This window comes from Aeromonas sp. R10-1, assembly GCF_040908465.1.
In the GTDB taxonomy this organism is placed as follows: Bacteria; Pseudomonadota; Gammaproteobacteria; order Enterobacterales; family Aeromonadaceae; genus Aeromonas; species Aeromonas caviae.
The window spans coordinates 417,250-438,355 of record NZ_JBFODT010000005.1 but is presented as its reverse complement, the minus strand read 5'-3'; the positions used below and the strand labels follow the sequence as shown (position 1 = coordinate 438,355).

The 21,106-nt window shown below is 62.0% G+C and carries 20 protein-coding genes; 13 read left to right on the top strand and 7 right to left on the bottom strand.

Annotated features, from left to right (window positions below; translation table 11 throughout):
* Positions 1–18 precede the first annotated feature (18 nt).
* The 4 genes from AB5Y93_RS03390 (at position 19) to mltB (ending at position 4,082) form a co-directional block, all read left to right on the top strand.
* Positions 19–1,629, top strand: a complete 1,611-nt coding sequence (locus tag AB5Y93_RS03390; RefSeq protein ID WP_368228803.1) for an ABC transporter permease — start codon at positions 19–21, stop codon at positions 1,627–1,629.
* A 4-nt stretch (positions 1,630–1,633) separates the two neighbouring features.
* Positions 1,634–2,296, top strand: a complete 663-nt coding sequence (locus AB5Y93_RS03385; RefSeq protein ID WP_182976453.1) for an ATP-binding cassette domain-containing protein — start codon at positions 1,634–1,636, stop codon at positions 2,294–2,296.
* A complete protein-coding gene (locus tag AB5Y93_RS03380) occupies positions 2,289–2,891 on the top strand; it encodes a CDP-alcohol phosphatidyltransferase family protein (RefSeq protein WP_128296684.1) in 603 nt (200 codons plus the stop codon). The genes AB5Y93_RS03385 and AB5Y93_RS03380 overlap by 8 nt, the downstream gene beginning before the upstream one ends.
* A 93-nt stretch (positions 2,892–2,984) precedes the next feature.
* Positions 2,985–4,082, top strand: a complete 1,098-nt coding sequence (gene mltB, locus AB5Y93_RS03375) for a lytic murein transglycosylase B (RefSeq protein WP_368228802.1) — start codon at positions 2,985–2,987, stop codon at positions 4,080–4,082.
* 44 nt (positions 4,083–4,126) lie between these two features.
* Here the strand turns inward: mltB and AB5Y93_RS03370 are convergent, their stop codons facing one another.
* Positions 4,127–4,609 (bottom strand): MarR family winged helix-turn-helix transcriptional regulator, encoded by a 483-nt coding sequence (locus tag AB5Y93_RS03370; RefSeq protein ID WP_010674111.1) that lies wholly within the window; start codon positions 4,607–4,609, stop codon positions 4,127–4,129.
* A 94-nt stretch (positions 4,610–4,703) separates the two neighbouring features.
* Here AB5Y93_RS03370 and AB5Y93_RS03365 point away from each other — a divergent pair, with 94 nt between their 5' ends.
* Positions 4,704–5,585 carry a DMT family transporter gene (locus AB5Y93_RS03365; RefSeq protein ID WP_368228801.1) on the top strand — a complete coding sequence of 294 codons (882 nt, stop codon included), beginning with the start codon at positions 4,704–4,706 and terminating at the stop codon, positions 5,583–5,585.
* A 74-nt stretch (positions 5,586–5,659) separates the two neighbouring features.
* Here AB5Y93_RS03365 and pgm read toward each other — a convergent pair whose 3' ends face one another.
* Positions 5,660–7,309, bottom strand: coding sequence for a phosphoglucomutase (alpha-D-glucose-1,6-bisphosphate-dependent) (pgm, locus tag AB5Y93_RS03360; protein ID WP_368228800.1), 1,650 nt, complete (start codon positions 7,307–7,309; stop codon positions 5,660–5,662).
* 53 nt (positions 7,310–7,362) lie between these two features.
* On the bottom strand, positions 7,363–7,872 hold the full coding sequence (seqA, locus tag AB5Y93_RS03355; RefSeq protein WP_010674108.1) for a replication initiation negative regulator SeqA: 510 nt from the start codon (positions 7,870–7,872) through the stop codon (positions 7,363–7,365).
* A 290-nt stretch (positions 7,873–8,162) separates the two neighbouring features.
* Between seqA and AB5Y93_RS03350 the strand changes: the two genes are divergently transcribed.
* The 4 genes from AB5Y93_RS03350 to fldA are packed head-to-tail and all read left to right on the top strand — an operon-like array spanning position 8,163 to position 10,086.
* Entirely contained in the window at positions 8,163–8,927 is a 765-nt protein-coding gene (locus AB5Y93_RS03350) for an alpha/beta fold hydrolase (protein WP_052815823.1), read from the top strand.
* Positions 8,928–8,982: 55 nt separating this feature from the next.
* The gene (locus AB5Y93_RS03345) at positions 8,983–9,204 is read left to right on the top strand and encodes a DUF2788 domain-containing protein (RefSeq protein WP_010674106.1); all 222 of its coding nucleotides are present in this window, start codon (positions 8,983–8,985) and stop codon (positions 9,202–9,204) included.
* Positions 9,205–9,224: 20 nt separating this feature from the next.
* Positions 9,225–9,521: a LexA regulated protein gene (gene ybfE, locus AB5Y93_RS03340; RefSeq protein WP_005325670.1), complete on the top strand. Its 297-nt coding sequence runs from the start codon at positions 9,225–9,227 to the stop codon at positions 9,519–9,521.
* Between the two features lie 40 nt (positions 9,522–9,561).
* Complete coding sequence (gene fldA / locus AB5Y93_RS03335; RefSeq protein ID WP_010674104.1) at positions 9,562–10,086, top strand: flavodoxin FldA; 525 nt, start codon at positions 9,562–9,564, stop codon at positions 10,084–10,086.
* Between the two features lie 68 nt (positions 10,087–10,154).
* Here the strand turns inward: fldA and AB5Y93_RS03330 are convergent, their stop codons facing one another.
* Positions 10,155–10,628, bottom strand: coding sequence for a DUF4442 domain-containing protein (locus AB5Y93_RS03330; RefSeq protein ID WP_010674103.1), 474 nt, complete (start codon positions 10,626–10,628; stop codon positions 10,155–10,157).
* Between the two features lie 231 nt (positions 10,629–10,859).
* On the opposite strand from AB5Y93_RS03330, the gene fur reads away from it, so the two are divergent.
* Positions 10,860–11,288 carry a ferric iron uptake transcriptional regulator gene (gene fur, locus AB5Y93_RS03325; RefSeq protein WP_214004551.1) on the top strand — a complete coding sequence of 143 codons (429 nt, stop codon included), beginning with the start codon at positions 10,860–10,862 and terminating at the stop codon, positions 11,286–11,288.
* 99 nt (positions 11,289–11,387) lie between these two features.
* Here fur and glnS read toward each other — a convergent pair whose 3' ends face one another.
* From glnS to nagE, 3 genes are all read right to left on the bottom strand, one after another.
* Positions 11,388–13,049, bottom strand: a complete 1,662-nt coding sequence (gene glnS / locus AB5Y93_RS03320) for a glutamine--tRNA ligase (protein ID WP_368228799.1) — start codon at positions 13,047–13,049, stop codon at positions 11,388–11,390.
* Positions 13,050–13,391: 342 nt separating this feature from the next.
* Positions 13,392–16,055 (bottom strand): beta-N-acetylhexosaminidase, encoded by a 2,664-nt coding sequence (locus tag AB5Y93_RS03315; protein WP_368228798.1) that lies wholly within the window; start codon positions 16,053–16,055, stop codon positions 13,392–13,394.
* 122 nt (positions 16,056–16,177) lie between these two features.
* Positions 16,178–17,632, bottom strand: coding sequence for an N-acetylglucosamine-specific PTS transporter subunit IIBC (gene nagE / locus AB5Y93_RS03310; RefSeq protein WP_039039841.1), 1,455 nt, complete (start codon positions 17,630–17,632; stop codon positions 16,178–16,180).
* Positions 17,633–17,904: 272 nt separating this feature from the next.
* Here nagE and nagB point away from each other — a divergent pair, with 272 nt between their 5' ends.
* Genes nagB through AB5Y93_RS03295 form a run of 3 tightly spaced genes read left to right on the top strand, consistent with a single transcriptional unit; the run spans position 17,905 to position 21,079 of the window.
* The gene (gene nagB, locus AB5Y93_RS03305) at positions 17,905–18,705 is read left to right on the top strand and encodes a glucosamine-6-phosphate deaminase (protein WP_010674098.1); all 801 of its coding nucleotides are present in this window, start codon (positions 17,905–17,907) and stop codon (positions 18,703–18,705) included.
* Positions 18,706–18,714: 9 nt separating this feature from the next.
* Positions 18,715–19,860 carry an N-acetylglucosamine-6-phosphate deacetylase gene (gene nagA, locus AB5Y93_RS03300; protein ID WP_368228797.1) on the top strand — a complete coding sequence of 382 codons (1,146 nt, stop codon included), beginning with the start codon at positions 18,715–18,717 and terminating at the stop codon, positions 19,858–19,860.
* 4 nt (positions 19,861–19,864) lie between these two features.
* Entirely contained in the window at positions 19,865–21,079 is a 1,215-nt protein-coding gene (locus tag AB5Y93_RS03295) for an ROK family protein (RefSeq protein ID WP_010674096.1), read from the top strand.
* Positions 21,080–21,106 lie beyond the last annotated feature (27 nt).

Here is a 21,106-nt window from a genome sequence, read left to right as displayed (position 1 = left end):
CTCCTGCTGCCCTTTTTGATGCTGGGAGCCCTGCTGCTGGGGATCCCGCTCGCCGGGGGCCTGCTGTTGCTGGTCATCGAGGGACTCACCCCCGCCAATCTATCCCTCTTGCTCCCCCAGCCCGGACTCTGGCACTCCGCAGGGTTGAGCCTCTGGGTGGCGGGCGCCTCCACCCTGGGGGCTCTCGGCGCCACCGCCCTGCTGCTCGCCCAGGGGGACGGGCGTCCCTGGATGCGCTGGCTGCGCCGCCTGCTCTCCCCCCTGCTGGCGCTTCCCCACGTCGCCTTTGCCATCGGCATCGCCTTTCTGATCGCTCCCTCCGGCTGGCTGCTGCGCCTCGTCGCCCCCCTGCTTGACCTCACCCATCTGCCCCCGGACTGGCAAACCCTCAAGGATCCCTGGGGGCTTGGCCTCATCGTGGTGCTCATCCTCAAGGAGACCCCCTTCCTGCTGCTGATGGCGCTGGCGGCACTGGATCCCGCCAAGGTGGCGCGCCAGCAGTGGCTGGGGGCCAGCCTCGGCTTCAGCGCCCCCCGGATCTGGTGGCGCCTGCTGCTGCCCGCCCTCTGGCCCGCCCTGCGCCTACCCCTCTACGCGGTGGCCGCCTATGGCCTGGCGGTGGTGGATCTCGCCCTGCTGCTGGGGCCGGATGCCCCGCCGCCCCTGGCGGTGCGACTCTGGCTCTGGTATCAGGATGCCGACCCCGCCTGGCGCGGCGCCAGTGCCAGCGGCGCCCTCTTGCTGCTCGCCATCAACCTGCTGCTGCTTGGCGCCCTCAGGCTGCTGGAGCGGACCCACCTCACCCTCGGCAAGGCACGCTGGCTGGATGGGCGACGCGCCCCCGCCTCGCCCTGGCCCGCACTCATTGCCCGCATCGGCGTGTGGGGGCTGCTCCTGACCAATCTGCTGGTGCTCGCCGCCCTGCTACTCTGGTCCCTGACCCGGCGCTGGTCCTTTCCCGCCCTCTGGCCGAGTGAATGGAGCAGCCACCACTGGCTGGCTCTGCTGCCGAGCCTGGGCCCGCTGCTGTGGCAGAGTCTGTGGCTGGCCCTGCTCTGCGCCGCGCTCTCCCTGCTGCTGGCGGTGCTCTGCCTCGAGGCGTTGCCTGCGCGCCGCGCCACACGCACCCTCTGGCTTGTCTGCCTGCCTCTGCTGCTGCCCCAGGCCAGCCTGCTGTTTGGATTGCGCCTTCAGACCGACGGGCTGGGATTCACTGGCATAGGCCCTGGCTGGGTACTCTGGAGCCAGTTGATCTTCGTCTTTCCATACGTCTATCTCTGCCTGCACGGCCCCTATCGCCAGTTCGACGAGCGCCTCACCCGGGTGGCCCTCACGCTCGGGGCCAGCCCCTGGGGGGCCTGGTGGCGAGTCAAGGGTCCCCTGCTCGCCCGTCCCCTGCTGTTCGCCTTCGGTGTCGGGGCGGCGGTGAGCCTGGCCCAATACCTGCCGACCCTGCTGTTCGGCGGCGGGCGGGTCGTCACCATCACCACGGAGGCGGTGGCCATCGGCAGCGGCCTCAACAGGCGGCTGGCGGGGCTCTACGGCCTGCTGCAACTGCTGCTGCCCCTTTTCATCTATGCCCTGGCGCTCTGGCTGCCGCGGCGCATCAACCCCGCCCTGAGGCCCTGACCCGATGCTGCACACCTCCGCACTCACCCTCTTCCTCGACGGTGCCCCCCTGCTGACGCTCCCCCCCCTCAGGGTGGCCCCGGGCGAGGTGCTCACCCTGATGGGACCGAGCGGCTGTGGCAAGAGCTCACTGCTGGCGGCCCTGGCGGGAGTGCTGCCACCCGGGGGGCCCATCCGGCTGACCGGGGACATCCTGCTCGGCGCACATCGCCTCACCCCGCTGCCCCCCCAGGAGAGGGGAGTCGGCATCCTGTTTCAGGATGACCTGCTGTTTGCCCACCTGACGGTGGCCGAAAATCTGATGTTCGGCATGCCGGCGCATCTCAAGGGGATGGCGGCAAGGCAGACCCGGGCCCGCGAGGCGCTGGCTGAGGTCGGGCTGGAGGCTCAGGCGGATAAGCTGCCCGGGGCGCTCTCCGGTGGCCAGAAAGCCCGCGTCAGCCTGCTGCGTGCCCTGCTGGCCGAGCCCAGGGCATTGCTGCTGGACGAGCCCTTCTCCCGCCTCGACAAGCCGCTGCGGGCGGCATTCAGAACCCTGGTGTTCGAGCGCCTGCGCACGCAGGCCATCCCCGCGCTGCTGGTGACCCACGACGAAGAGGATGCACCGGGCACCATCTTGCAGCTGATCCCCCCAGCCATCCCCGAAGAGGAGCACCACCTTGTTTGATCGCCACCTGATCCCGGTTATCCGCCGCCCCCTCGCCGCGCTCGCCCGCCCCCTGTACCGGGCCGGGGTGAGCGCCAACCAGGTGAGCCTCGCCGGCTTTCTCATCGGCATGCTGGCGCTGCCGCTGCTGGCCTTTGGCTGCTATCAGTGGGCGTTGGCGGCGATTCTGCTCAACCGGCTGCTGGACGGGCTGGATGGCGCCGTGGCGCGGGAAACGGGCATCACCGACTGCGGCGGGTTTCTCGACATCACGCTGGATTTCATCTTCTACGCCGCCGTGGTGCTGGGCTTTGCCCTCGCCGACCCGGCCAACGCCCTGGCCGCCGCCACCCTGCTGTTCGCCTTCATGGGCACGGGATCGAGCTTTCTGGCCTTTGCCATCATGGCGGGCAAACGGGGCATCGAGAGCCCCGTCTACCACCACAAATCCCTCTACTATCTGGGCGGGCTCACCGAGGGGAGCGAAACCATCGCCCTCTTCGTGCTCATGTGCCTCTGGCCCGCCACCTTCGTGCCACTGGCCTACGGTTTCGCCCTGCTCTGCGCCATCACGACCCTGACCCGGATCTGGAGCGGCTACCACACCCTGCGCTGACGGGATCCCGGGGGCGCGCCGGCACGGAGCACTTGCGCCTGCACGCCAATGTTTTACCATGACGGCACTCTTTTTCAGGCTCACGAGAACCCTATGCGTCGCCTTGTCTGTGTCCTCTCCCTGTTTCCCCTGATCTACGGCTGCAGCAGCACGCCGGCGCCCAAGCCCGTGGTCAAACCCCAACCCAACAGCGCCTTCATCAACCAGACGCCGCCGAGCAAACCCTTCTACGGACAGGTGAGCCAGCCCGGGGTCAGCAAGGGGGACTTCGCCCATCGTTCCAACGTGGACAACTTCGTGCAGCGGATGGTGCAAAAGCACGGTTTCGACGGCGCCGAGCTGCACCGGGTACTGGCCCAGGCCGAGCGTTATGACTGGATCATCAAGCTGATGGACGCCCAGGCCCCCACCACCAGACCGCCCACCGGCCCGACCGGCGCCTGGAACCGCTACCGCGCCAAGTTCATCACCCCGGACAACGTACAGAACGGCGTCAACTTCTGGCGCGAATACGAGAGTGAACTCAACCGGGCGCAGCAGATCTACGGGGTGCCACCCGAGATCATCGTCGGCATCATCGGGGTGGAGACCCGCTGGGGTCGGGTGATGGGCAAGACCCGCATTCTCGACGCCCTGGCGACCCTGGCATTTGACTACCCGCGCCGCGCCGACTTCTTCACCGGCGAGCTGGAAGCCTTCCTGGTGATGACCCGGGATGAAGGGATGGATCCCACCGAACCCAAGGGCTCCTATGCCGGGGCCATGGGCTACGGCCAGTTCATGCCGTCGAGTTTTCGCAACTACGCGGTGGACTTCAACGGCAACGGCCACACCAACCTGTGGGATCCGGTGGATGCCATCGGCAGCGTGGCCAACTACTTCAAGGCCCACGGCTGGGAGAAAGGGCAGCCGGTGGCAGTACGCGGCCAGGGACAGCTGCCGGGCTATGAGCACGGCTTCCAGACCCGCTACCCGGTGGCCACCCTGCGCGGTGCCGGGCTGGCTCCCACCGGCTCCCTTGGCAATCACAAGGAGGCGAGCCTGCTGCGTCTGGATGTCGGCACCGGTTACCAGTACTGGTACGGCTTGCCGAACTTCTACGCCATCACCCGCTACAACCACAGCACCCACTACGCCATGGCGGTATGGCAGCTTGGCCTTGCCGTCAGGGATGCCAGAGGCGGCTACTGAGTCAGCCTCAATGCCAACGAAAACGGGCCCGCTGGCCCGTTTTTTTATTCGTTTTCCAGCAGCCAGCGTTTGAGCAGGGCGGCCAGCTGCTCCTGTTCGACCAGGCTCAATGGGGCCAGGAGGCGGCGCTCGTTCGCCACGTGCTGTTCCACCGCATGGTCAACCAGCTCCCGCCCCGGCTCCGTCAGGCAGACCAGCAGGCTGCGCCTGTCATCCGGGGAGGCTTCACGTCTTATCAGGCCACGCTGCTCCAGCTTGTCGAGCCGGGCCGTCATGGCTCCTGAACTCAGCATGGCGGACTGGTAGAGCGCGGTCGGGGTCAGCGGCTCGCCGGCCCGACGCAGGGTCGCCAGGATATCGAAATCGGACCCCAGCAGACCGCACTCCTTGAGGGTCTCGCTCACTTCGCGCCCGGCGATCGCCGCCATGCGCGCCACCCGCCCCAGCACTCCCATGGGGGAGCAGTCGAGGTCCGGGCGCTGCCGGGCCCACTGGGCCAGCAGCTGATCTACATGATCACTCTCCATTCACGCTCCATTATCTTCACATGAAGATACTTGATAATAAACCAACTCGCGGCTAATGTATCTTTACTTAAAGATACTTTGTTGCGAGATAACCATGCCACTGCTGATCGCCCTGCTCGCCCCCCTGCTCTGGGGCAGCACCTATGCCGTCGTCAGTCTCTACCTGACCGACTACTCCCCCTACTGGGTGGCCGTGTGGCGCGCCCTCCCCGCCGGGGTGCTGCTGCTGTTGCTCCATCCCCGCAGGCCGCCTCTCGTCTGGAGCAGGCAGTTCCTGCTGGCGTTTTGCAACATCACCGCCTTCTTCGCCCTGCTGTTCGTGGCGGCGTTTCGCCTGCCCGGCGCCGTGGCGGGTACGTTGGGAGCGACGCTGCCCCTCATTCTGATGGGGCTGGCCTGGCTGCAAGACGGTGTCAGACCGACGCTCAAGTGGTTGTTGCTGGGGGTGATGGGGCTCGTCGGGGTGCTCTTGCTGCTCAATCCCTCTGCCAATCTGGATCCCGTCGGCGTGGCGTGCGCCCTGCTCGCCACCCTGCTCATCGGCCAGTCGAGCCGCTGGATGCAACGCTGGCCGGTGGACGATCTGCTGGCCCTGACCGCCTGGCAGCTGCTGCTGGGCGGCCTGATGCTGATCCCGCTGGCCTGGTGGCTGGCCGGCCCCATGCCCCTGCCCCGGGCTGACGCCACTCCCGGGCTTATCTGGCTGGTGATCCTCAATACGGCTCTGGCCTACTGGGCCTGGCTCTGGGGACTCAAACGCCATGGCCCGGAGGTGATGGGGATGCTGGCCCTCACCAACCCCATGGTGGCGGTCTCCTGCGGTGTGCTGATGGTGGGAGAAACCCTGGATGGCCGTCAGTGGCTCGGCATCAGCATCATCCTGCTCTCTCTCTTCCTGATGAAGCTGCCGGCCCGCTCCTTCCTCAAGCGCTGGCAGAACCGCAAGGCCGCCACCGGCAGCGTCGACAACGGCTGATCCGCAGTCAACCCGACACAAAAAGAAGAGGAGCCACCAGGGCTCCTCTTTCACATGGGTTGTTGCCGTAAGGGTCAGACGCCGGCCTTGGCCAGGGCGGCGGAGACAATCTGCTGGGCTTCCTGCTGGATGAGGTCCAGGTGCGCCTCCCCCTTGAAGCTCTCCATGTAGATCTTGTAGATGGACTCGGTACCGGAGGGGCGCGCCGCGAACCAGCCGTTCTCGGTCACCACTTTCAGGCCGCCGATGGCGGCATCGTTGCCAGGCGCCTTGGTCAGCTTGGCGAGGATGGGCTCACCAGCCAGGGTGGAGGCTTCCACCAGGGCCGGATCCAGCTTGGAGAGCACCGCCTTCTGGGCGCTGTTGGCCGGAGCATCGATGCGGCGGTAGCTGGAGCGGCCGAATCTGGCTTCGAGCGCATTGTAGTGGGCCTGGGGATCCTTGCCGGTCACCGCCAGGATCTCGGCCGCCAGCAGCGCCAGGATGAAGCCATCCTTGTCGGTGGTCCAGACGGTACCGTCCTTGCGCAGGAAGGAGGCACCCGCGCTCTCCTCGCCGCCAAAGCCGAACTCGCCGCTGTAGAGACCGTCCACGAACCACTTGAAGCCGACCGGCACCTCTTTGAGGGTGCGACCGATCTCGCCGGCCACCCGGTCGATCATGGAAGAGGAGACCAGCGTCTTGCCGACGGCCGCCCCCTTGGGCCAGCCGGTTCTGTGGGTGAACAGATACTGGATGGCTACCGCCAGATAGTGGTTCGGATTCATCAGGCCCGCCTTGGTGACGATGCCGTGACGGTCGTAGTCAGGGTCATTGCCAAGGGCGATGTCGAACTTGTCTTTCAGGGCAATCAAGCTCGCCATGGCGAACGGGCTGGAACAGTCCATCCGGATCTTGCCGTCTTTGTCCAGGGTCATGAAGGAGAAGGTCGGGTCGACCTTGTAGTTCACCACCTCGATGTCCAGACCGTAGCGCCTGGCGATGACGTCCCAGTAGGCGACGCCGGAGCCACCCAGCGGATCCACGCCGATCTTGATGCCAGCCTGCTTGATGGCGGCCAGATCCAGCACGTTTTCGAGATCATCCACATAAGGGGTGACATAGTCGTGTTCCACCACGAACGGGCTCTTGAGGGCCTCGGCAAACGGCATCCGCTTCACGCCGGCCAGACCCGCTTCCAGAATCGCGTTGGCGCGGTCTTCCACCCACTTGGTGATCTCGCCTTCGGCAGGACCGCCGTGGGGCGGGTTGTATTTGAAGCCACCGTCTTCCGGCGGGTTGTGGGACGGGGTGATCACCACGCCGTCCGCCTGGGCCACGGGTTTGCCTGCGTTGTGGCGCAGGATGGCATGGGAGATGACCGGGGTCGGCGTGAAGCCGAGGCCGACCTGAATGCGGGTCTCGACACCGTTGGCCGCCAGCACTTCCACCGCGCTGGCAAAGGCGGATTCAGACAGGGCATGGGTATCCATGCCAACGAACAGCGGCCCCGTGATACCGGCCTGCTGGCGGTACTCCACCAGCGCCTGGGTCACCGCCAGAATGTGGGATTCGGTGAAGGCGCTGTGCAGGGCGCTGCCGCGGTGACCGGAGGTGCCGAAGGCGACCCGCTGCTCAGGGCGGCTCATGTCCGGCTTGTTGAGGTAGTAGGCGCTGACCAGACGGGGAATGTTGGTCAGATCGCAAAGACGAGCCGGCTGACCGGCGTGGGAATGCTGTGCCATGGCGTTTTCCTTGAGCTGAGCCTTGCCCGGCAAGGCCTGAAGTCATTGATGGGTTAAACGGCGCCGCACACCCGAGCCGTCAGATCCTCGTCATAACCCATGCTGTTCATGAGCTGGGCCACCATGTTCTGCTTGCGGCTGGTATTGGTATTGGTGATCACCCAGAACGGGGTCTCCGGTACCGGCTTGGGCTTGGTGGTGCTGCCACTGGCACGCAGCGCTTCCGGGTCACGGGAGAAATAGACGCGCTTGCGCCCTTTTATCTCGGTCGCCTGGGTGAAGCCTTCCGGGTTGTCCCGATAGAGGGTGCTCAATACCAGCATGAAGCGGTTGATGGACTTCTCTTCTTTCTGAAGCTCGCCGGAATCCAGCAGTGCCTCCAGCCCCATGGCATCGGCCACGGGTTGCGGTTGCATCGCAGGCGCGGCCGCCACGGTTGCCGTGCCAGCCTGGGCGGGTTGCTCCAGCAGGCGACGCAGGATATCGGACGCACTCTCGCCGATGTGCCGGGTCTGGCTCGCGATAAAGAAGTAGAGATCGTCATCAAGCTCGATGGTTTTCATAGGGATGCGCTGGACTCGTCGAAATTCGGATGCGGCGATTATACATAGGCAGACCCGGCAGCCCAAGCAAGGGGCGGACAGATGTGCATGAATCTCCTTGAGAATACGGCATAATGACGGGCCAAGTGTGTGATCCCCCGCACTGATAGCCGATCCCGGGGAGATATTTTTGAAAAAAAACCACAAAAAAATCCCCCATCAGGAATTAAATCCTTTTCTTTCAGTGTGTTAAAAATTATGGCGATAGAGCCCACGACCGATAAGGTGTCATTTTGCAACAATACCCACGATTGAACTTCAAGGATCAGGGCGAAGGCCCGACTGTCGTGCTGATCCATGGCCTCTTTGGCAGCCTGGACAACCTCGGCCTGCTGGCGCGCCCCCTCAGTGAACAATACCGGGTCATCAGCGTCGATCTGCGCAATCACGGCGCCTCCTTTCACTCGGACGAGATGAGCTACCCGGCCCAGGCGGCGGACATCCTGGCCCTGCTGGACCATCTTGGACTTGAACAGGTGGCCCTGGTGGGTCACTCCATGGGGGGCAAGGTCGCCATGCAGGTCGCCAAGCAGGCCCCTCAAATGGTCAGCAAGCTGGTAGTGGCGGACATCGCCCCGGTGGCCTATCCCCACGCCCGCCACAAGAACGTGTTTGCTGGGCTCAATGCCACGCTGGCCACGCCCCCCCAGAGCCGCAGCGAGGCGGAAGCCATGCTGGCCGAGCACATCGAGATCGCCGGGGTGCGCCAGTTCCTGCTCAAATCCTTCGCCAAAGGGGAGTCTGGATGGGGGTGGCGTTTCAACGTGCCGGCCCTTGAGCGCAACTACGCCAACATCATGGGCTGGCCCGACGATGAACGCCGCTTCGAAGGCGCGACACTCTTCATCAAGGGGGGCGACTCCGACTATATGCTGCCCGAATACACCGGAGCCGCGATGGCCCAATTCCCGGCCGCCAAGGCCCGCGTCATCGCCGGCACGGGTCACTGGCTGCACGCGGAAAAGCCGGTTTTGTTCAACAAACTGGTTGTGGATTTCCTGTCGACAGGCGGTTAACAGTTTCAAATCCTTTGTGATATAGTGCGCCCGTCTTAAGGAGTGCGCGCAATCCATGCTGAGTGAACACATCGATCTCATCGAGAGTCTGGGCCTGAAACTGTTCTTCGTGGCCATCTTCCTGCTGATTGGTCTGGCCATTCAGGACGTGCTCAAACGGGGCAATGTGCCCCGCTTCGGCCGCTTCATCGTCTGGCTGGTGCTGTTTCTGGGTTGCGCGGGTTTTGTCGCCAAGGGGCTGATCGAAATGGGCTGGGAAGGCTCAGGGATCGGCTAACTACTTTTCATCTGTGATGTATGGCCAAACAGCAAACTGATCGAACAACACTGGATCTGTTCGCAACTGAGAAGCGCCCCGGCAGGCCAAAGACCAATCCACTCCCCCGCGAGACCCAGCTCAAGATCAACAAGCGCAACCAGCTCAAGCGCGATCGTGAGAACGGGCTGAAACGGGTCGAGTTAAAGGTGGAAGCCGAGTTGCTGGAGCGCCTGAACCAACTTGCGCTGCAACAGAACGTCAGCCGAGCCGAGCTGATCCAATCTATCCTGAAGCAACAGATCGAGTCTGCTCATGCAGCAGGCATCGCAATCTGAACCGTCAAGCATCAACACCAGATACGGGTAACGAAACACTATGGCTAGTGTAGGTCTGTTTTTCGGCAGCGATACCGGTAATACCGAAGCTGTCGCCAAGATGATCCAGAAAGAACTGGGCAAACAACTGATTGAAGTCCGTGACATTGCCAAGAGCAGTAAGGCCGACATCGACAGCTTCGATCTGCTGATGTTCGGCATCCCGACTTGGTACTACGGCGAAGCCCAGGCCGATTGGGACGACTTCTTCCCCGAACTCGAAGAGATCGACTTCAACAACAAGCTGGTGGCCATCTTCGGATGCGGCGATCAGGAAGACTATGCCGAGTACTTCCTCGACGCCATGGGCACCCTGCGTGACATCGTCGAAGCCAAGGGCGCCATCATCATCGGCCACTGGCCGACCGCGAGCTACGAGTTCGAAGCCTCCAAGGCGCTCGTGGATGACAAGCACTTCGTGGGCCTGGGCATCGACGAAGATCGCCAGCCGGAGCTGACCGCCGAGCGCGTCAAGGGCTGGTGCAAACAGCTGCACGAAGAGATGTGCCTGGGCGAGCTGGAGTGATCTGATCTCCCTCCCTCTTCATGCAACAAGGGCCCCGACGGGGCCCTTGTTGCATCTGCAGCAGGCATTCAGCCCCCCCTGTGCTGGGGCTTGGATCTAACATAGAGGGTGCGCTTCACCTGGGCCACCAGCTCGCCCTGGCCATCCTGCACCTGCACCTCGAACTCGGGAAAGTGCTTCTCTCCCCCCTCGGTCGCCGCCACGATCGATGCCAGCTTGGCGTCGCTCAGGGTGAACTCCGCCACCAGTTTGCCCTTGCCCGGCTTGATGAAATTGATGCTGCCCGCCTTGTCCCACACGTAGTAGCGGTTCTTGAAATAGCCCATCAGCATCAACGGGTAGATGGGATCCGTCATGGCGAACATGCTGCCGCCGAACTGGGTCCGGTTGGCATTCTTGTTCCACCAGCGGGACTTGAGCGTCACCCGGCAGAAGCGGAAATCGGGGCTCAGGGTTTCTATCTTGATGCCTGCGCCCCAGAAGGGGGGCCAGGCGTTGAGGGCGCAGCGCACCCAGGCGGCATTGCCGAAAAGCCAATCCATGGATCTCATCCGACCAGACTATAATGAAGTCACATAGTATCAACATTCTCTGGTCGAGCAAGCGGGCCTGAATATTCCCATGACGGGCTTGATGATCTAAAGCCCTTGAATTGCTGGGTTTATTTTTAACTTGGCTACGACCTATAATGACAGGCCAAGCGAGTTCGTGGTTGCCATTACAGCGGCAGTCAATCAGAATAACCACACCTTCGAGAATGCGAATAAATAGAAATGGCAGACAACAACCAAGCGTTAAAAAAGGCCGGGCTCAAGATCACCTTGCCCCGTGTCAAGATCCTGGAAATCCTGCAACAGCCGGACTGCCAGCACACCAGTGCGGAAGATCTGTACAAACGGCTGATCGATCAGGGCGAGGAGATTGGTCTCGCTACCGTTTATCGCGTTCTCAACCAGTTTGATGATGCCGGTATCGTCACCCGTCACCATTTCGAAGGGGGCAAGTCGGTGTTCGAGCTCGCCACCCAGGAGCACCACGACCACCTGGTCTGCCTCGACTGCGGCAAGGTGATCGAGTTCTCCGACGAGGTGATAGAACAGCGCCAGCGCGACATCGCCAAGGAGCACAACATCCGCCTGACCAACCACAGCCTCTACCTGTATGGCCACTGCGCCAACGGTGACTGCAAGCACGACGATTGATTCGGCCGGGTCGGCGCAGTAAAAAAGCCAGCATGATGCTGGCTTTTTTGTGTCCGCAATCCGTATCAGAAGCGGCAGGGTCTCCCCTGCCCTCTTCTATCAGGCCTCGGCCTTGCCCCAGACGTCACGCAGGGCCACGGTGCGGTTGAACACCAGGCGCTCGGCGCTGGAGAGCTTGTTGTCGGCGCAGAAGTAACCTTCACGCTCGAACTGGTAGGCAAACTCCGGCTTGGCATCCTTCAGGGAAGCTTCCACCCGGGCCCCTTCGATGATCACCAGGGATTCCGGATTCAGAGCCGCTTCGAAGTCATCCTCGGCGCCCGGGTTCGGCACCTTGAACAGACGGTCATAGAGACGCACTTCGGCCGGCAGGGAGTGAGTGGCGCTGACCCAGTGGATCACCCCTTTCACCTTGCGACCGTCCGCCGGATCCTTGCCCAGAGTCTCGGGGTCGTAAGAGCAGTAGATGCAGGTAACCTTGCCGTTCGCATCCTTCTCGACCCGTTCAGCCTTGATGACGTAGGCGTTGCGCAGGCGCACTTCCTTGCCCAGCACCAGCCGCTTGAACTGCTTGTTGGCTTCCTCTTTGAAGTCCGCTTCGTCGATGAAGATTTCGCGGGAGAAATGCAGCTCACGGGTCCCCATCTCTGGCTTGTTCGGGTGCGCAGGCGCCGTCAGCACCTCGTCCGCCGCCAGGTTCTCGATCATCACCTTCACCGGGTGCAGCACGGCCATGGCGCGCGGGGCGTTCTCGTTGAGATCGTCGCGGATGCAGGCTTCCAGCATGCTCATCTCGACGATGTTGTCCTGCTTGGTCACACCGATGCGCTTGCAGAACTCGCGGATGGAGGCCGGGGTATAACCACGGCGGCGCAGACCGGAGACGGTCAGCATGCGCGGATCATCCCAGCCGTTCACGTGCCCCTCGGTCACCAGCAGGTTCAGCTTGCGCTTGGACATGACGGTGTATTCGAGGTTCAGACGGGAGAACTCGTACTGACGGGGGTGACAGTCGATGCTGATGTTGTCCAGCACCCAGTCATACAGGCGACGGTTGTCCTGGAACTCCAGGGTACACAGGGAGTGGGTGATCCCCTCCAGGGCGTCCGAGATGCAGTGGGTGAAGTCATACATCGGGTAGATGCACCACTCGTCACCGGTCTGGTGGTGGTGGGCAAACTTGATGCGATAGATGACGGGATCGCGCATCACCATGAAGGGGGATGCCATGTCGATCTTGGCGCGCAGGCAGGCGGAGCCTTCGGCCATCTCACCGTTTTTCATCTTGGCGAACAGGGCCAAGTTCTCTTCCACGCTGCGATCGCGGAACGGGCTGTTCTTGCCAGGGGCGGTCAGGGTGCCGCGGTATTCACGCATCTGCTCCGGGGAAAGCTCGTCCACATAGGCCAGTCCCTTCTCGATGAGCTCGATGGCGTAGCCGTGCAGCTTGTGGAAATAGTCGGAGGAGTAGCAGATCTCGCCGCTCCACTGGAAGCCCAGCCACTGGACGTCCTGCTTGATGGACTCCACGAACTCGATGTCTTCCTTCGCCGGGTTGGTGTCATCGAAACGCAGGTTGCACTGACCCTGATAGTCGCGGGCGATGCCGAAGTTCAGGCAGATGGATTTGGCGTGGCCGATATGGAGATAACCGTTCGGCTCCGGCGGGAAACGGGTATGCACGCTGCTGTGCTTACCGCTGGCCAGATCTTCATCAATGATCTGACGAATAAAGTTAGTTGGGCTGTTCGCCTGACTCATGGCTCACCTCAAAAATGCGTCACTGGCGGACGTTGTGCCGGCTGGCACCCTCATACCCCCGCCGTCAAGCCGGGTATGATCCCTCATTACGCGCCCTGCCTCAACCTGAATTTGGCCAATTCGGGTCATTGGCGCACCAAAAACGGCGAAACGGGAGAAATTGCAGAGATCCTGGTCAAAAAAAGCCCCGCACGGGGCGGGGTCTCAAGTGATGAAAAACAGACAAAACACACACAACAAAGGTTCACACGCAGAGTCAACCTTTCCCAAACCCGATGGCCATCGACCTTGGGAAAGGCGGGTCTTGCGACCCACCTTGCGCTATGGATTGAAGGCTAGCTATCAGTTCAGCTCGGTGACGCGGCTGGTGCGCTTGCCATCGAAGCTGGTGGTACGCAGGTAGACCTTGCCGTTGACGCTCGGCTTGGCGGCTGCGTCGTAGGCGCTCCAGCTCTTGCCATCCAGGCTGTACTGGATGGGCAGACCCGGCAGATCCACATTCGCTTCCAGCACACCGTTCACCACCTTGGCACCCGGTACGGAGAGGCGATATTCCACCCCGGCCTGGTCCAGCTTGGGCAGCACGCGCTGACCCAGCATGTTGGCAAACTGGTTCCACTCCTTGTTCAGGGTGGCCTTGTTGACATGCTTGGTCGTGCCGGAGAACTCGCGACCCTTCACGTAATCGAGCTCGAAGCCGCCCTTGTGCCAGGCGCGCTCGGCCACGGAGAAGATGCGCGGATAGACCATGTACTCGTACTGGGCATCGGTGCGCACGGTTTCACTCCATTGTTGACCGGAGATCCCCTTGAACTTGACCGGATCCTGGTCACCCTTGGCCACGAAGGCGTTGCCATCGCGGTCAACCGAGGTCTCGGCGTTCTGCGGCAGGTTTTCCGGGGCGAAGGCGAACACCTTGCGGGTGTCGTTGAAGCGGGTTGCCCAGTAGTAGCCGCGCTCGGCCGGGTGTACCTCGTTCGGGAAGTCGAAGTAGAGGTAATCCGGGTTGGAGAGCACCACGTCATAGCCCTTGTGCGCCCACTTCATCGCCTCGTTGAAACCACCCCAGTAGAGGGTTTCCCAGAAGTTGACCCGGGTGTTGTCGGTGGCGAATACGCTGGCATCCGTGGCGTACTTCAGGCCATCTTCCCACGCCTGCAGGGTGGAGAAGCCGTGGCCCTTGACCATCTCGCTCACTTCCTTGGCAAAGTAGACCGGCAGCTCGGCCACGTCCTTGATCTTGCCATCGTCGATCATCTTCTGGCACATGGGGGACTTGCCGAACGGCTTGTCCTGCTTGCTGGAGTCGACGTTGCCCTTCCAGGCCACCAGATCTTCTTTCTTGGTGACGGCCGGATCCTGGTAACCACCGCCCTGCATGATGTTCTTCGCCTCGTCACCACCGTAGTGCCAGGCGGTCAGCGGCTGGCCGGCGGCCTGGTGCATCTGGGCCACTTCATCCATCACCTTGGCCACGAAGGTGGCGGCCCCCGGCTGGCAGGGGTTGATGAAGGACATCTTGTCGTAGAACTGCACCGAGGTGACGTTGGAGGTATCGGCCGGGTCAGTCAGACGGAACTGGTTGGCCTCGGCCTCTTTGCCCTCGCTCATCAGACGCTTGTAGCGTGCCTCCATGGAGACCACGGCGGCACGGGCGTGGGCCGGCATGTTGATCTCGGGGATCACGGTCACACCGCGGGCCTTGGCGTAACGCACCAGGTCGATGTAGTCCGCCTTGCTGTAGAAACCGGAGCCCTGGTTGTCGCTGGTGGGGCCGGAGCCAAGCTGCGGCATCAGGCACTTGGTTTCGGACTCGTCATGGCAACGCTGGCTGCCGACGTCGGTCAGCTCCGGCAGGCCCGGGATCTCCAGACGCCAGCCTTCATCGTTGGTCAGCCCCAGGTGCAGCACGTTGAGCTTCATGGCGGACATCTGATCCACCAGCTTCTTCATGGTCTCCGGGCTTCGGAAGTGACGGGCCACGTCGGTCTGCATGCCCCGGTATTCAAAGCGCGGCGCATCCTCGACGCTCATCTGGCTCACCAGCTTGTCGTCAACGCCCAGCAGGGAGATCAGAGACTGGGCGCCCCAGAAGGCGCCGTCAACGTCGTGCCCCTGAATGACGGTGCCCTTCTTGCCGATGGTCATGTCGTAGCCTTCGGCCTGTTTGAGCTTGCTGCCGAGCTTGATGGTGACCGGGTAGCCGGTGTCGGAGAGGGTAACACCCAGCTTGGTCAGTTGCGCCTTCAGGGCCTCGGCGCGATCGCTTGGCAGGTCAAGGGCATTGAGCTTGATGGTGGAGAAGTCGACTTGCGTGCCGGCCTTGACCACCTGCTTCATCGGGCTTGGCAGGATGCGGTCGTCAATCTTGCCGGCAGGCAGCAGGGTGCTGGTCTGGTTGGCGGCGAAACGGGTCTCGCTGTTCATCAGGATGTTGTTGTCATCCTTGGTGCGCTTCCAGCCATCGGCCGGCATCGGCTTCTCGTAGGTGCTGGCATCGTCGATGTTGCTCATGCTGGCCAGCACTTTCGGCTCGGCCCCTTCACTGGCAACATACCAGTTCGGCATGATGTCAGATTCGAACAATACCCAGTATTCCACCACCAGGGGCACCTCGACCGTGGCGTCCTTGGCAAAGCCCTGGAACTTCTCGGTCGGCGTCAAACGATAGAGGTCGCCGGTCAGGTGGGTGATGGTGAACTGGTCGTTGTCCACCCGCTGGATGCGGCGGATGGAGGAGACATAGATGCTCCAGTCCTTGGAGGTGACGTCGGCACCGGTATTGGTCAGGTGCAGCTTGGCAACGCCGCAGCTCGCCCACTCGGAGCCCAGCGCCTGACAGTCAAGACCGGCGCCGGCACCGTCATTGGTGACGACTTCGTACTTGACGACGAGGTTGCTGGCGAGGGCGTCGACCACCGCTTGCCTGGCAGCATCGGCTGCAAGTGCGGGACCGGCGAAAACGGTAGACATGGCAATGGCTAACAGAGAATGTTTCAAGTTCATAACTGCTGCTCTCATTTGAAGTAAAGGTTGGATTTTCTTGGCTTTTTTTATATGGGGCCCCGAGGCGGGGCCCTTAGTTATGTCAACAATGGACTTAGACTTGAGGTGAGCGAGTCGCTCGATTAACGCAGGGCTTTCATCTCACCGGCGATGATCTCGGCCAATGGGCCCAGAATCACCTGCAGGTTCTGCTCACCGAGCTTGACCACACCGGCCGCGCCCAGAGCTTTGAGCTTGCGCTCGTCAACGATGCTGCGGTCTTTCAGGGTCAGACGCAGACGGGTGATGCAGGCGTCGATGGTCACCAGGTTCTCCTGACCACCCAGCACTTCCAGATACTGCTTGGCCAGCTCGGTGCGGTCGGTGGTTTGAGCCTGTACCGGCACGGCTTCGTCATCTTCACGACCCGGGGTTTTCAGGTTGAACTTGGCGATCACGGCGCGGAAGACCACGTAGTAGAGGCCGAAGAAGACCAGACCCTGTACCAGCAGCATGTACCACTGGGTCGCCAGCGGGTTGCGGCTGGAGAGCACCATATCCACCAGACCGGCGCTGAAGCCGAAACCGGCGATCCAGTGCATGGAGGCTGCGATGAACACGGAGATACCGGTCAGCAGGGCGTGGATGACGTAAAGTACCGGCGCCACGAACATGAAGGAGAACTCGAGCGGCTCGGTCACCCCGGTGAAGAAGGCGGCAAAGGCGGCAGCGATCATGATGGACGCAACCTTCTCTTTGTTCTCTTTCTTCGCGCTGTGGTAGATGGCCAGTGCGGCACCCGGCAGACCGAACATCATGATGGGGAAGAAGCCGGCCTGGTACATGCCGGTCACGCCCACGACAGCCTTGCCGGCGTCGATGGAGGACTGGCCACCCAGGAAGTTCGGGATGTCGTTGATGCCGGCCACGTCGAACCAGAACACGGAGTTCAGGGCGTGGTGCAGACCGACCGGGATCAGCAGACGGTTGAAGAAGGCATAGATGCCGGCACCGGTGGAGCCCATGCTGACGATGGATTCACCGAAGCTCACCAGGCCACCGTAGATGACCGGCCAGACGGCCATCAGGATGAAGGAGACGACGATCATCACCACGGAGGTCACGATCGGCACCAGACGACGACCGGAGAAGAAAGCCAGCGCCTTGTGCAGCTCCACGCTGCTGAAGCGGTTGTAGAGCTCAGCGGCGATGACACCACACAGGATGCCGACGAACTGGTTGCTGATCTTGGCAAAGGCAGCCGGCACCTGGTCGGCCGGGATGCCCTTGATCTGGGCCACGGCGCCCGGGCTCAGCAGGGTGGTGACCACCAGGAAGCCGACCAGACCGGCCAGCGCGGCGGAACCGTCTTTATCCTTGGACATGCCGTAAGCGACGCCGACGGCGAACAGAATGGGCATACTGTCGATGATGGCGGCGCCCGCCTTGATCAGAAACGCAGCCAGAGGGCTTCCGCCACCCCAACCGTTCGGGTCAATCCAGTAGCCAATCCCCATCAGGATCGCGGCGGCAGGCAATACCGCTACCGGCACCATCAGGGCACGGCCGATCTTTTGCAAATAACCGAGAATGTTCACGGTTCCTCTCCTTAGTTGGTGTTTTTCTAGAAATTAAGTGCTTATCACGTTCGACGCATAAGCCATCAAGGCTTGATTGGCAGTCTATGTGTTTTATTTCGCTGCGCAAATTAATAAACCAGCTTTCGTGATCATTATCACTCAACAGAGATAAAGGTAGCCGATAGATGTGGCTTAGTTCGCAATCTTTATTTACGCTATAAAACAACTTGAATCCGTGTCTGGTCCCTTGCCGTCACTCCCTGTGCGGCAACCGTACTGAGGTATATAGAATGCGCCTGATCCCGTTGAAGTCTGCCAGCCAGGTGGGTCTCTGGTCTGCCCGTTACATCGTTGACCGCATCAATGCGTTCAAACCCACTGCCGAGCGCCCCTTCGTGCTGGGTCTGCCCACTGGCGGCACCCCGCTCAACACCTACAAGCGCCTGATTGAGCTGCATAAAGCCGGCGAGGTGAGCTTCCAGAACGTGGTCACCTTCAACATGGACGAGTACGTGGGGCTGCCCAAGGAACATCCGGAGAGCTACCACAGCTTCATGCACAACAACTTCTTCAATCACGTGGACATTCGCCCGGAAAACATCAACATCCTCAATGGCAACGCCGAGGATCTGGTGGCCGAGTGCCAGCGTTACGAAGACAAGATCAAGTCCTACGGCAAGATCCACCTGTTCATGGGCGGCGTCGGCAATGACGGCCACATCGCCTTCAACGAACCGGCCTCTTCCCTGGCTTCCCGTACCCGGGTCAAGACCCTGACCGAAGACACCCGCATCGCCAACTCCCGCTTCTTTGGCGGCGACATGGAGCAGGTGCCCAAGCTGGCCCTGACCGTGGGTGTCGGCACCCTGATGGACGCCGAAGAGATCCTGATCCTGGTGGTCGGTCACGCCAAGGCCCAGGCCCTGCAGGCCACCGTGGAGGGCAGCGTCAACCACATGTGGACCATCTCCACCCTGCAACTGCATCCGAAAGGGATAGTGGTGTGCGACGAACCTTCCACCATGGAGTTGAAGGTCAAGACGGTGCGCTACTTCCAGCAACTGGAAGCCGACAATATCAAGCACCTCTGAGGAGCTCCCATGTACGCTCTGACTAATTGCACTCTCTACACCGGCAGCTGCGTGCTGACCGGTTATGGCGTGGTCATCGATGGCGACAAGATTGTCGCCATCTCCCGCCAGGCAGAACTGCCCGCCGGCATCGAGCAGATTGACCTCCAGGGCGCCAACCTCAGCGCCGGCTTCATCGACGTCCAGCTCAACGGCTGCGGTGGCGTCATGTTCAACGGTCACATCACCACGGACACCCTGGCCACCATGCAGGCGGCCAACTTGAAATCCGGGACCACCAGCTTCCTGCCGACCCTGATCACCAGCCCGGATGCGGACATGAAGCAGGCCGTCGCCGTCACCCGCGACTACATGGCCGCCCACCCCAACGAGGTGCTTGGCGTCCATCTGGAAGGGCCCTACACCAACCTCAAGCGCAAGGGGATCCACCCGGCCGAACAGATCCGCCAGCCCGCCGACGAGATGATCGACTTCTTCTGCGACAACGCGGACGCCATCGCCAAGATCACCCTGGCGCCGGAGCGCAACAAGCCCGAGCATATCCGCCGTCTGGTGGAGGCCGGCATCCTGGTCTCCGCCGGCCACACCGCCGCCAACTACGACCAGGCCATGGCGGGCTTTAACAACGGCATGCGCTTTGCCACCCACCTCTACAACGCCATGACCCCGACCCTGAACGGTCGCGAGCCCGGCGTGGTCGGTGCCATCTACGATCGCAAGGATGTCTATGCGGGCATCATCGTCGATGGCCACCACGTACACTGGGCCAACGTGCGTCTGGCGCACAGGATGCTGGGGGAGCGGCTGGTGCTGGTCACCGATGCCACCGCGGCGGCAGGTGCACCGGAAGGCTTTGAGAAATTTGATTTTTGCGGCGCAACCGTCTATTTCCGCGATGGTCAGTGCGTCGATGAGAATGGTACACTCGGCGGCTCCGCCCTCACCATGATCGAAGGGGTGGAAAATCTGGTCAAACAGGTCGGATTGCCGCTCGACGAAGCACTGAGAATGGCCACCCTTTACCCCGCTCGCGCCATTGGATGGGACTCGCGTCTCGGTAGTATCCAGGTCGGAAAAATTGCCAACCTCACCGTCTTTGATCAGGCCTTCACGGTCTGCGGGACCGTGGTTAACGGACACTACACAACACAGTGACACTATGACTGGCGGACAAATAGCAAACGTAGATCTTATCAAGCAGGTAAACAGTGCGGTCGTCTATCGCCTCATTGACCTGCAGGGGCCCATCTCGCGGGTCAAAATTGCCGAGTTGAGTCAGCTGGCCCCGGCCAGCGTGACCAAGATAACCCGGCAACTGATCGAGCACGGTCTCATCAGGGAAACCTCGCCGCAAGCCTCCACTGGCGGGCGCCGCGCCATCTCCCTGACCACCATCAAGCATCGCTTCCAGTTTGTGTCCGCCAAGCTGGGTCGCGGCTACCTGCAGCTCTCCCTGTATGACCTCGACGGCAAGGAGCTCGATCAGCACATCACCCAGGTGACCGAGATCGAGCAGCAACCGGTGGTGGACATGCTGCTGCGGGAGATTGGCGCCTTCATCGACGCCAATCAGGATCGCAGCCGCAACCTCATCAGCATCGCGCTGACCATGCCGGGTCTGGTCAACCCGGAATCCGGCATGGTCATCTACACCCCCACCTACCAGATCCGCAACCTGGGGCTCGCCAAGCTCCTGGAGCACCACTTCAACCTCCCCTGCTACGTGGGCAACGACACCCGTTCGCTGGCGCTGGCCGAACACTTCTTCGGCGAGTCCCGCGACTGCATGGACTCCATCCTGGTGAGTGTCCACCAGGGGACGGGCTCGGGCATCATCACCAAGGGCAAGGTGTTTCTCGGCCAGAACCGCAACGTCGGCGAAATAGGCCACATCCAGGTCGAACCCCTTGGCAAGCGCTGCCACTGCGGCAACTTCGGCTGCCTCGAGACCATTGCCTCCAACGAGGCCATCGTCGACAAGGTGAAGGAGCTCATCAGCCGCGGTCACCTGAGTTCGCTGCAAGAGAAGCACATCACCATCCAGGAGGTGTGCAAGGCGGCGGTGGCCGGTGACGAGCTGGCCCGCAGCGTGATCGAGAACGTGGGGGAGCACCTGGGGCGCGCCATCGCCATCACGGTCAACCTGTTCAACCCCCAGAAGGTGCTCATCGCCGGTGAAATCACCGCCGCCGAAGAGATCCTGATCCCGGCCATCCGCCGCTGTGTCGAGCACCAGTCTCTGCCAAGTTTCCATCGCGGCCTGCCCATCGTGAAGGCGCGCTTCCAGAACCAGCCCACCATCGGCGGCTTCGCCCTGGTCAAGCGCTCCCTGCTGGAAGGGGATCTGTTGCAGATCATCATGGAGCAGAAGTAAGGTCCACCCCTTCGGATACGAAAACGG

Excerpts from the sequence above, each read along its gene's own strand:
- AB5Y93_RS03390 (WP_368228803.1), top strand. The coding sequence starts at position 19 with ATGCTGGGAGCCCTGCTGCTGGGGATCCCGCTCGCCGGGGGCCTGCTG.
- AB5Y93_RS03385 (WP_182976453.1), top strand. The coding sequence starts at position 1,634 with ATGCTGCACACCTCCGCACTCACCCTCTTCCTCGACGGTGCCCCCCTG.
- mltB (WP_368228802.1), top strand. The coding sequence starts at position 2,985 with ATGCGTCGCCTTGTCTGTGTCCTCTCCCTGTTTCCCCTGATCTACGGC.
- AB5Y93_RS03370 (WP_010674111.1), bottom strand. The coding sequence starts at position 4,609 with ATGGAGAGTGATCATGTAGATCAGCTGCTGGCCCAGTGGGCCCGGCAG.
- AB5Y93_RS03365 (WP_368228801.1), top strand. The coding sequence starts at position 4,704 with ATGCCACTGCTGATCGCCCTGCTCGCCCCCCTGCTCTGGGGCAGCACC.
- pgm (WP_368228800.1), bottom strand. The coding sequence starts at position 7,309 with ATGGCACAGCATTCCCACGCCGGTCAGCCGGCTCGTCTTTGCGATCTG.
- seqA (WP_010674108.1), bottom strand. The coding sequence starts at position 7,872 with ATGAAAACCATCGAGCTTGATGACGATCTCTACTTCTTTATCGCGAGC.
- AB5Y93_RS03345 (WP_010674106.1), top strand. The coding sequence starts at position 8,983 with ATGCTGAGTGAACACATCGATCTCATCGAGAGTCTGGGCCTGAAACTG.
- ybfE (WP_005325670.1), top strand. The coding sequence starts at position 9,225 with ATGGCCAAACAGCAAACTGATCGAACAACACTGGATCTGTTCGCAACT.
- fldA (WP_010674104.1), top strand. The coding sequence starts at position 9,562 with ATGGCTAGTGTAGGTCTGTTTTTCGGCAGCGATACCGGTAATACCGAA.
- AB5Y93_RS03330 (WP_010674103.1), bottom strand. The coding sequence starts at position 10,628 with ATGGATTGGCTTTTCGGCAATGCCGCCTGGGTGCGCTGCGCCCTCAAC.
- fur (WP_214004551.1), top strand. The coding sequence starts at position 10,860 with ATGGCAGACAACAACCAAGCGTTAAAAAAGGCCGGGCTCAAGATCACC.
- glnS (WP_368228799.1), bottom strand. The coding sequence starts at position 13,049 with ATGAGTCAGGCGAACAGCCCAACTAACTTTATTCGTCAGATCATTGAT.
- AB5Y93_RS03315 (WP_368228798.1), bottom strand. The coding sequence starts at position 16,055 with ATGAACTTGAAACATTCTCTGTTAGCCATTGCCATGTCTACCGTTTTC.
- nagB (WP_010674098.1), top strand. The coding sequence starts at position 17,905 with ATGCGCCTGATCCCGTTGAAGTCTGCCAGCCAGGTGGGTCTCTGGTCT.
- nagA (WP_368228797.1), top strand. The coding sequence starts at position 18,715 with ATGTACGCTCTGACTAATTGCACTCTCTACACCGGCAGCTGCGTGCTG.
- AB5Y93_RS03295 (WP_010674096.1), top strand. The coding sequence starts at position 19,865 with ATGACTGGCGGACAAATAGCAAACGTAGATCTTATCAAGCAGGTAAAC.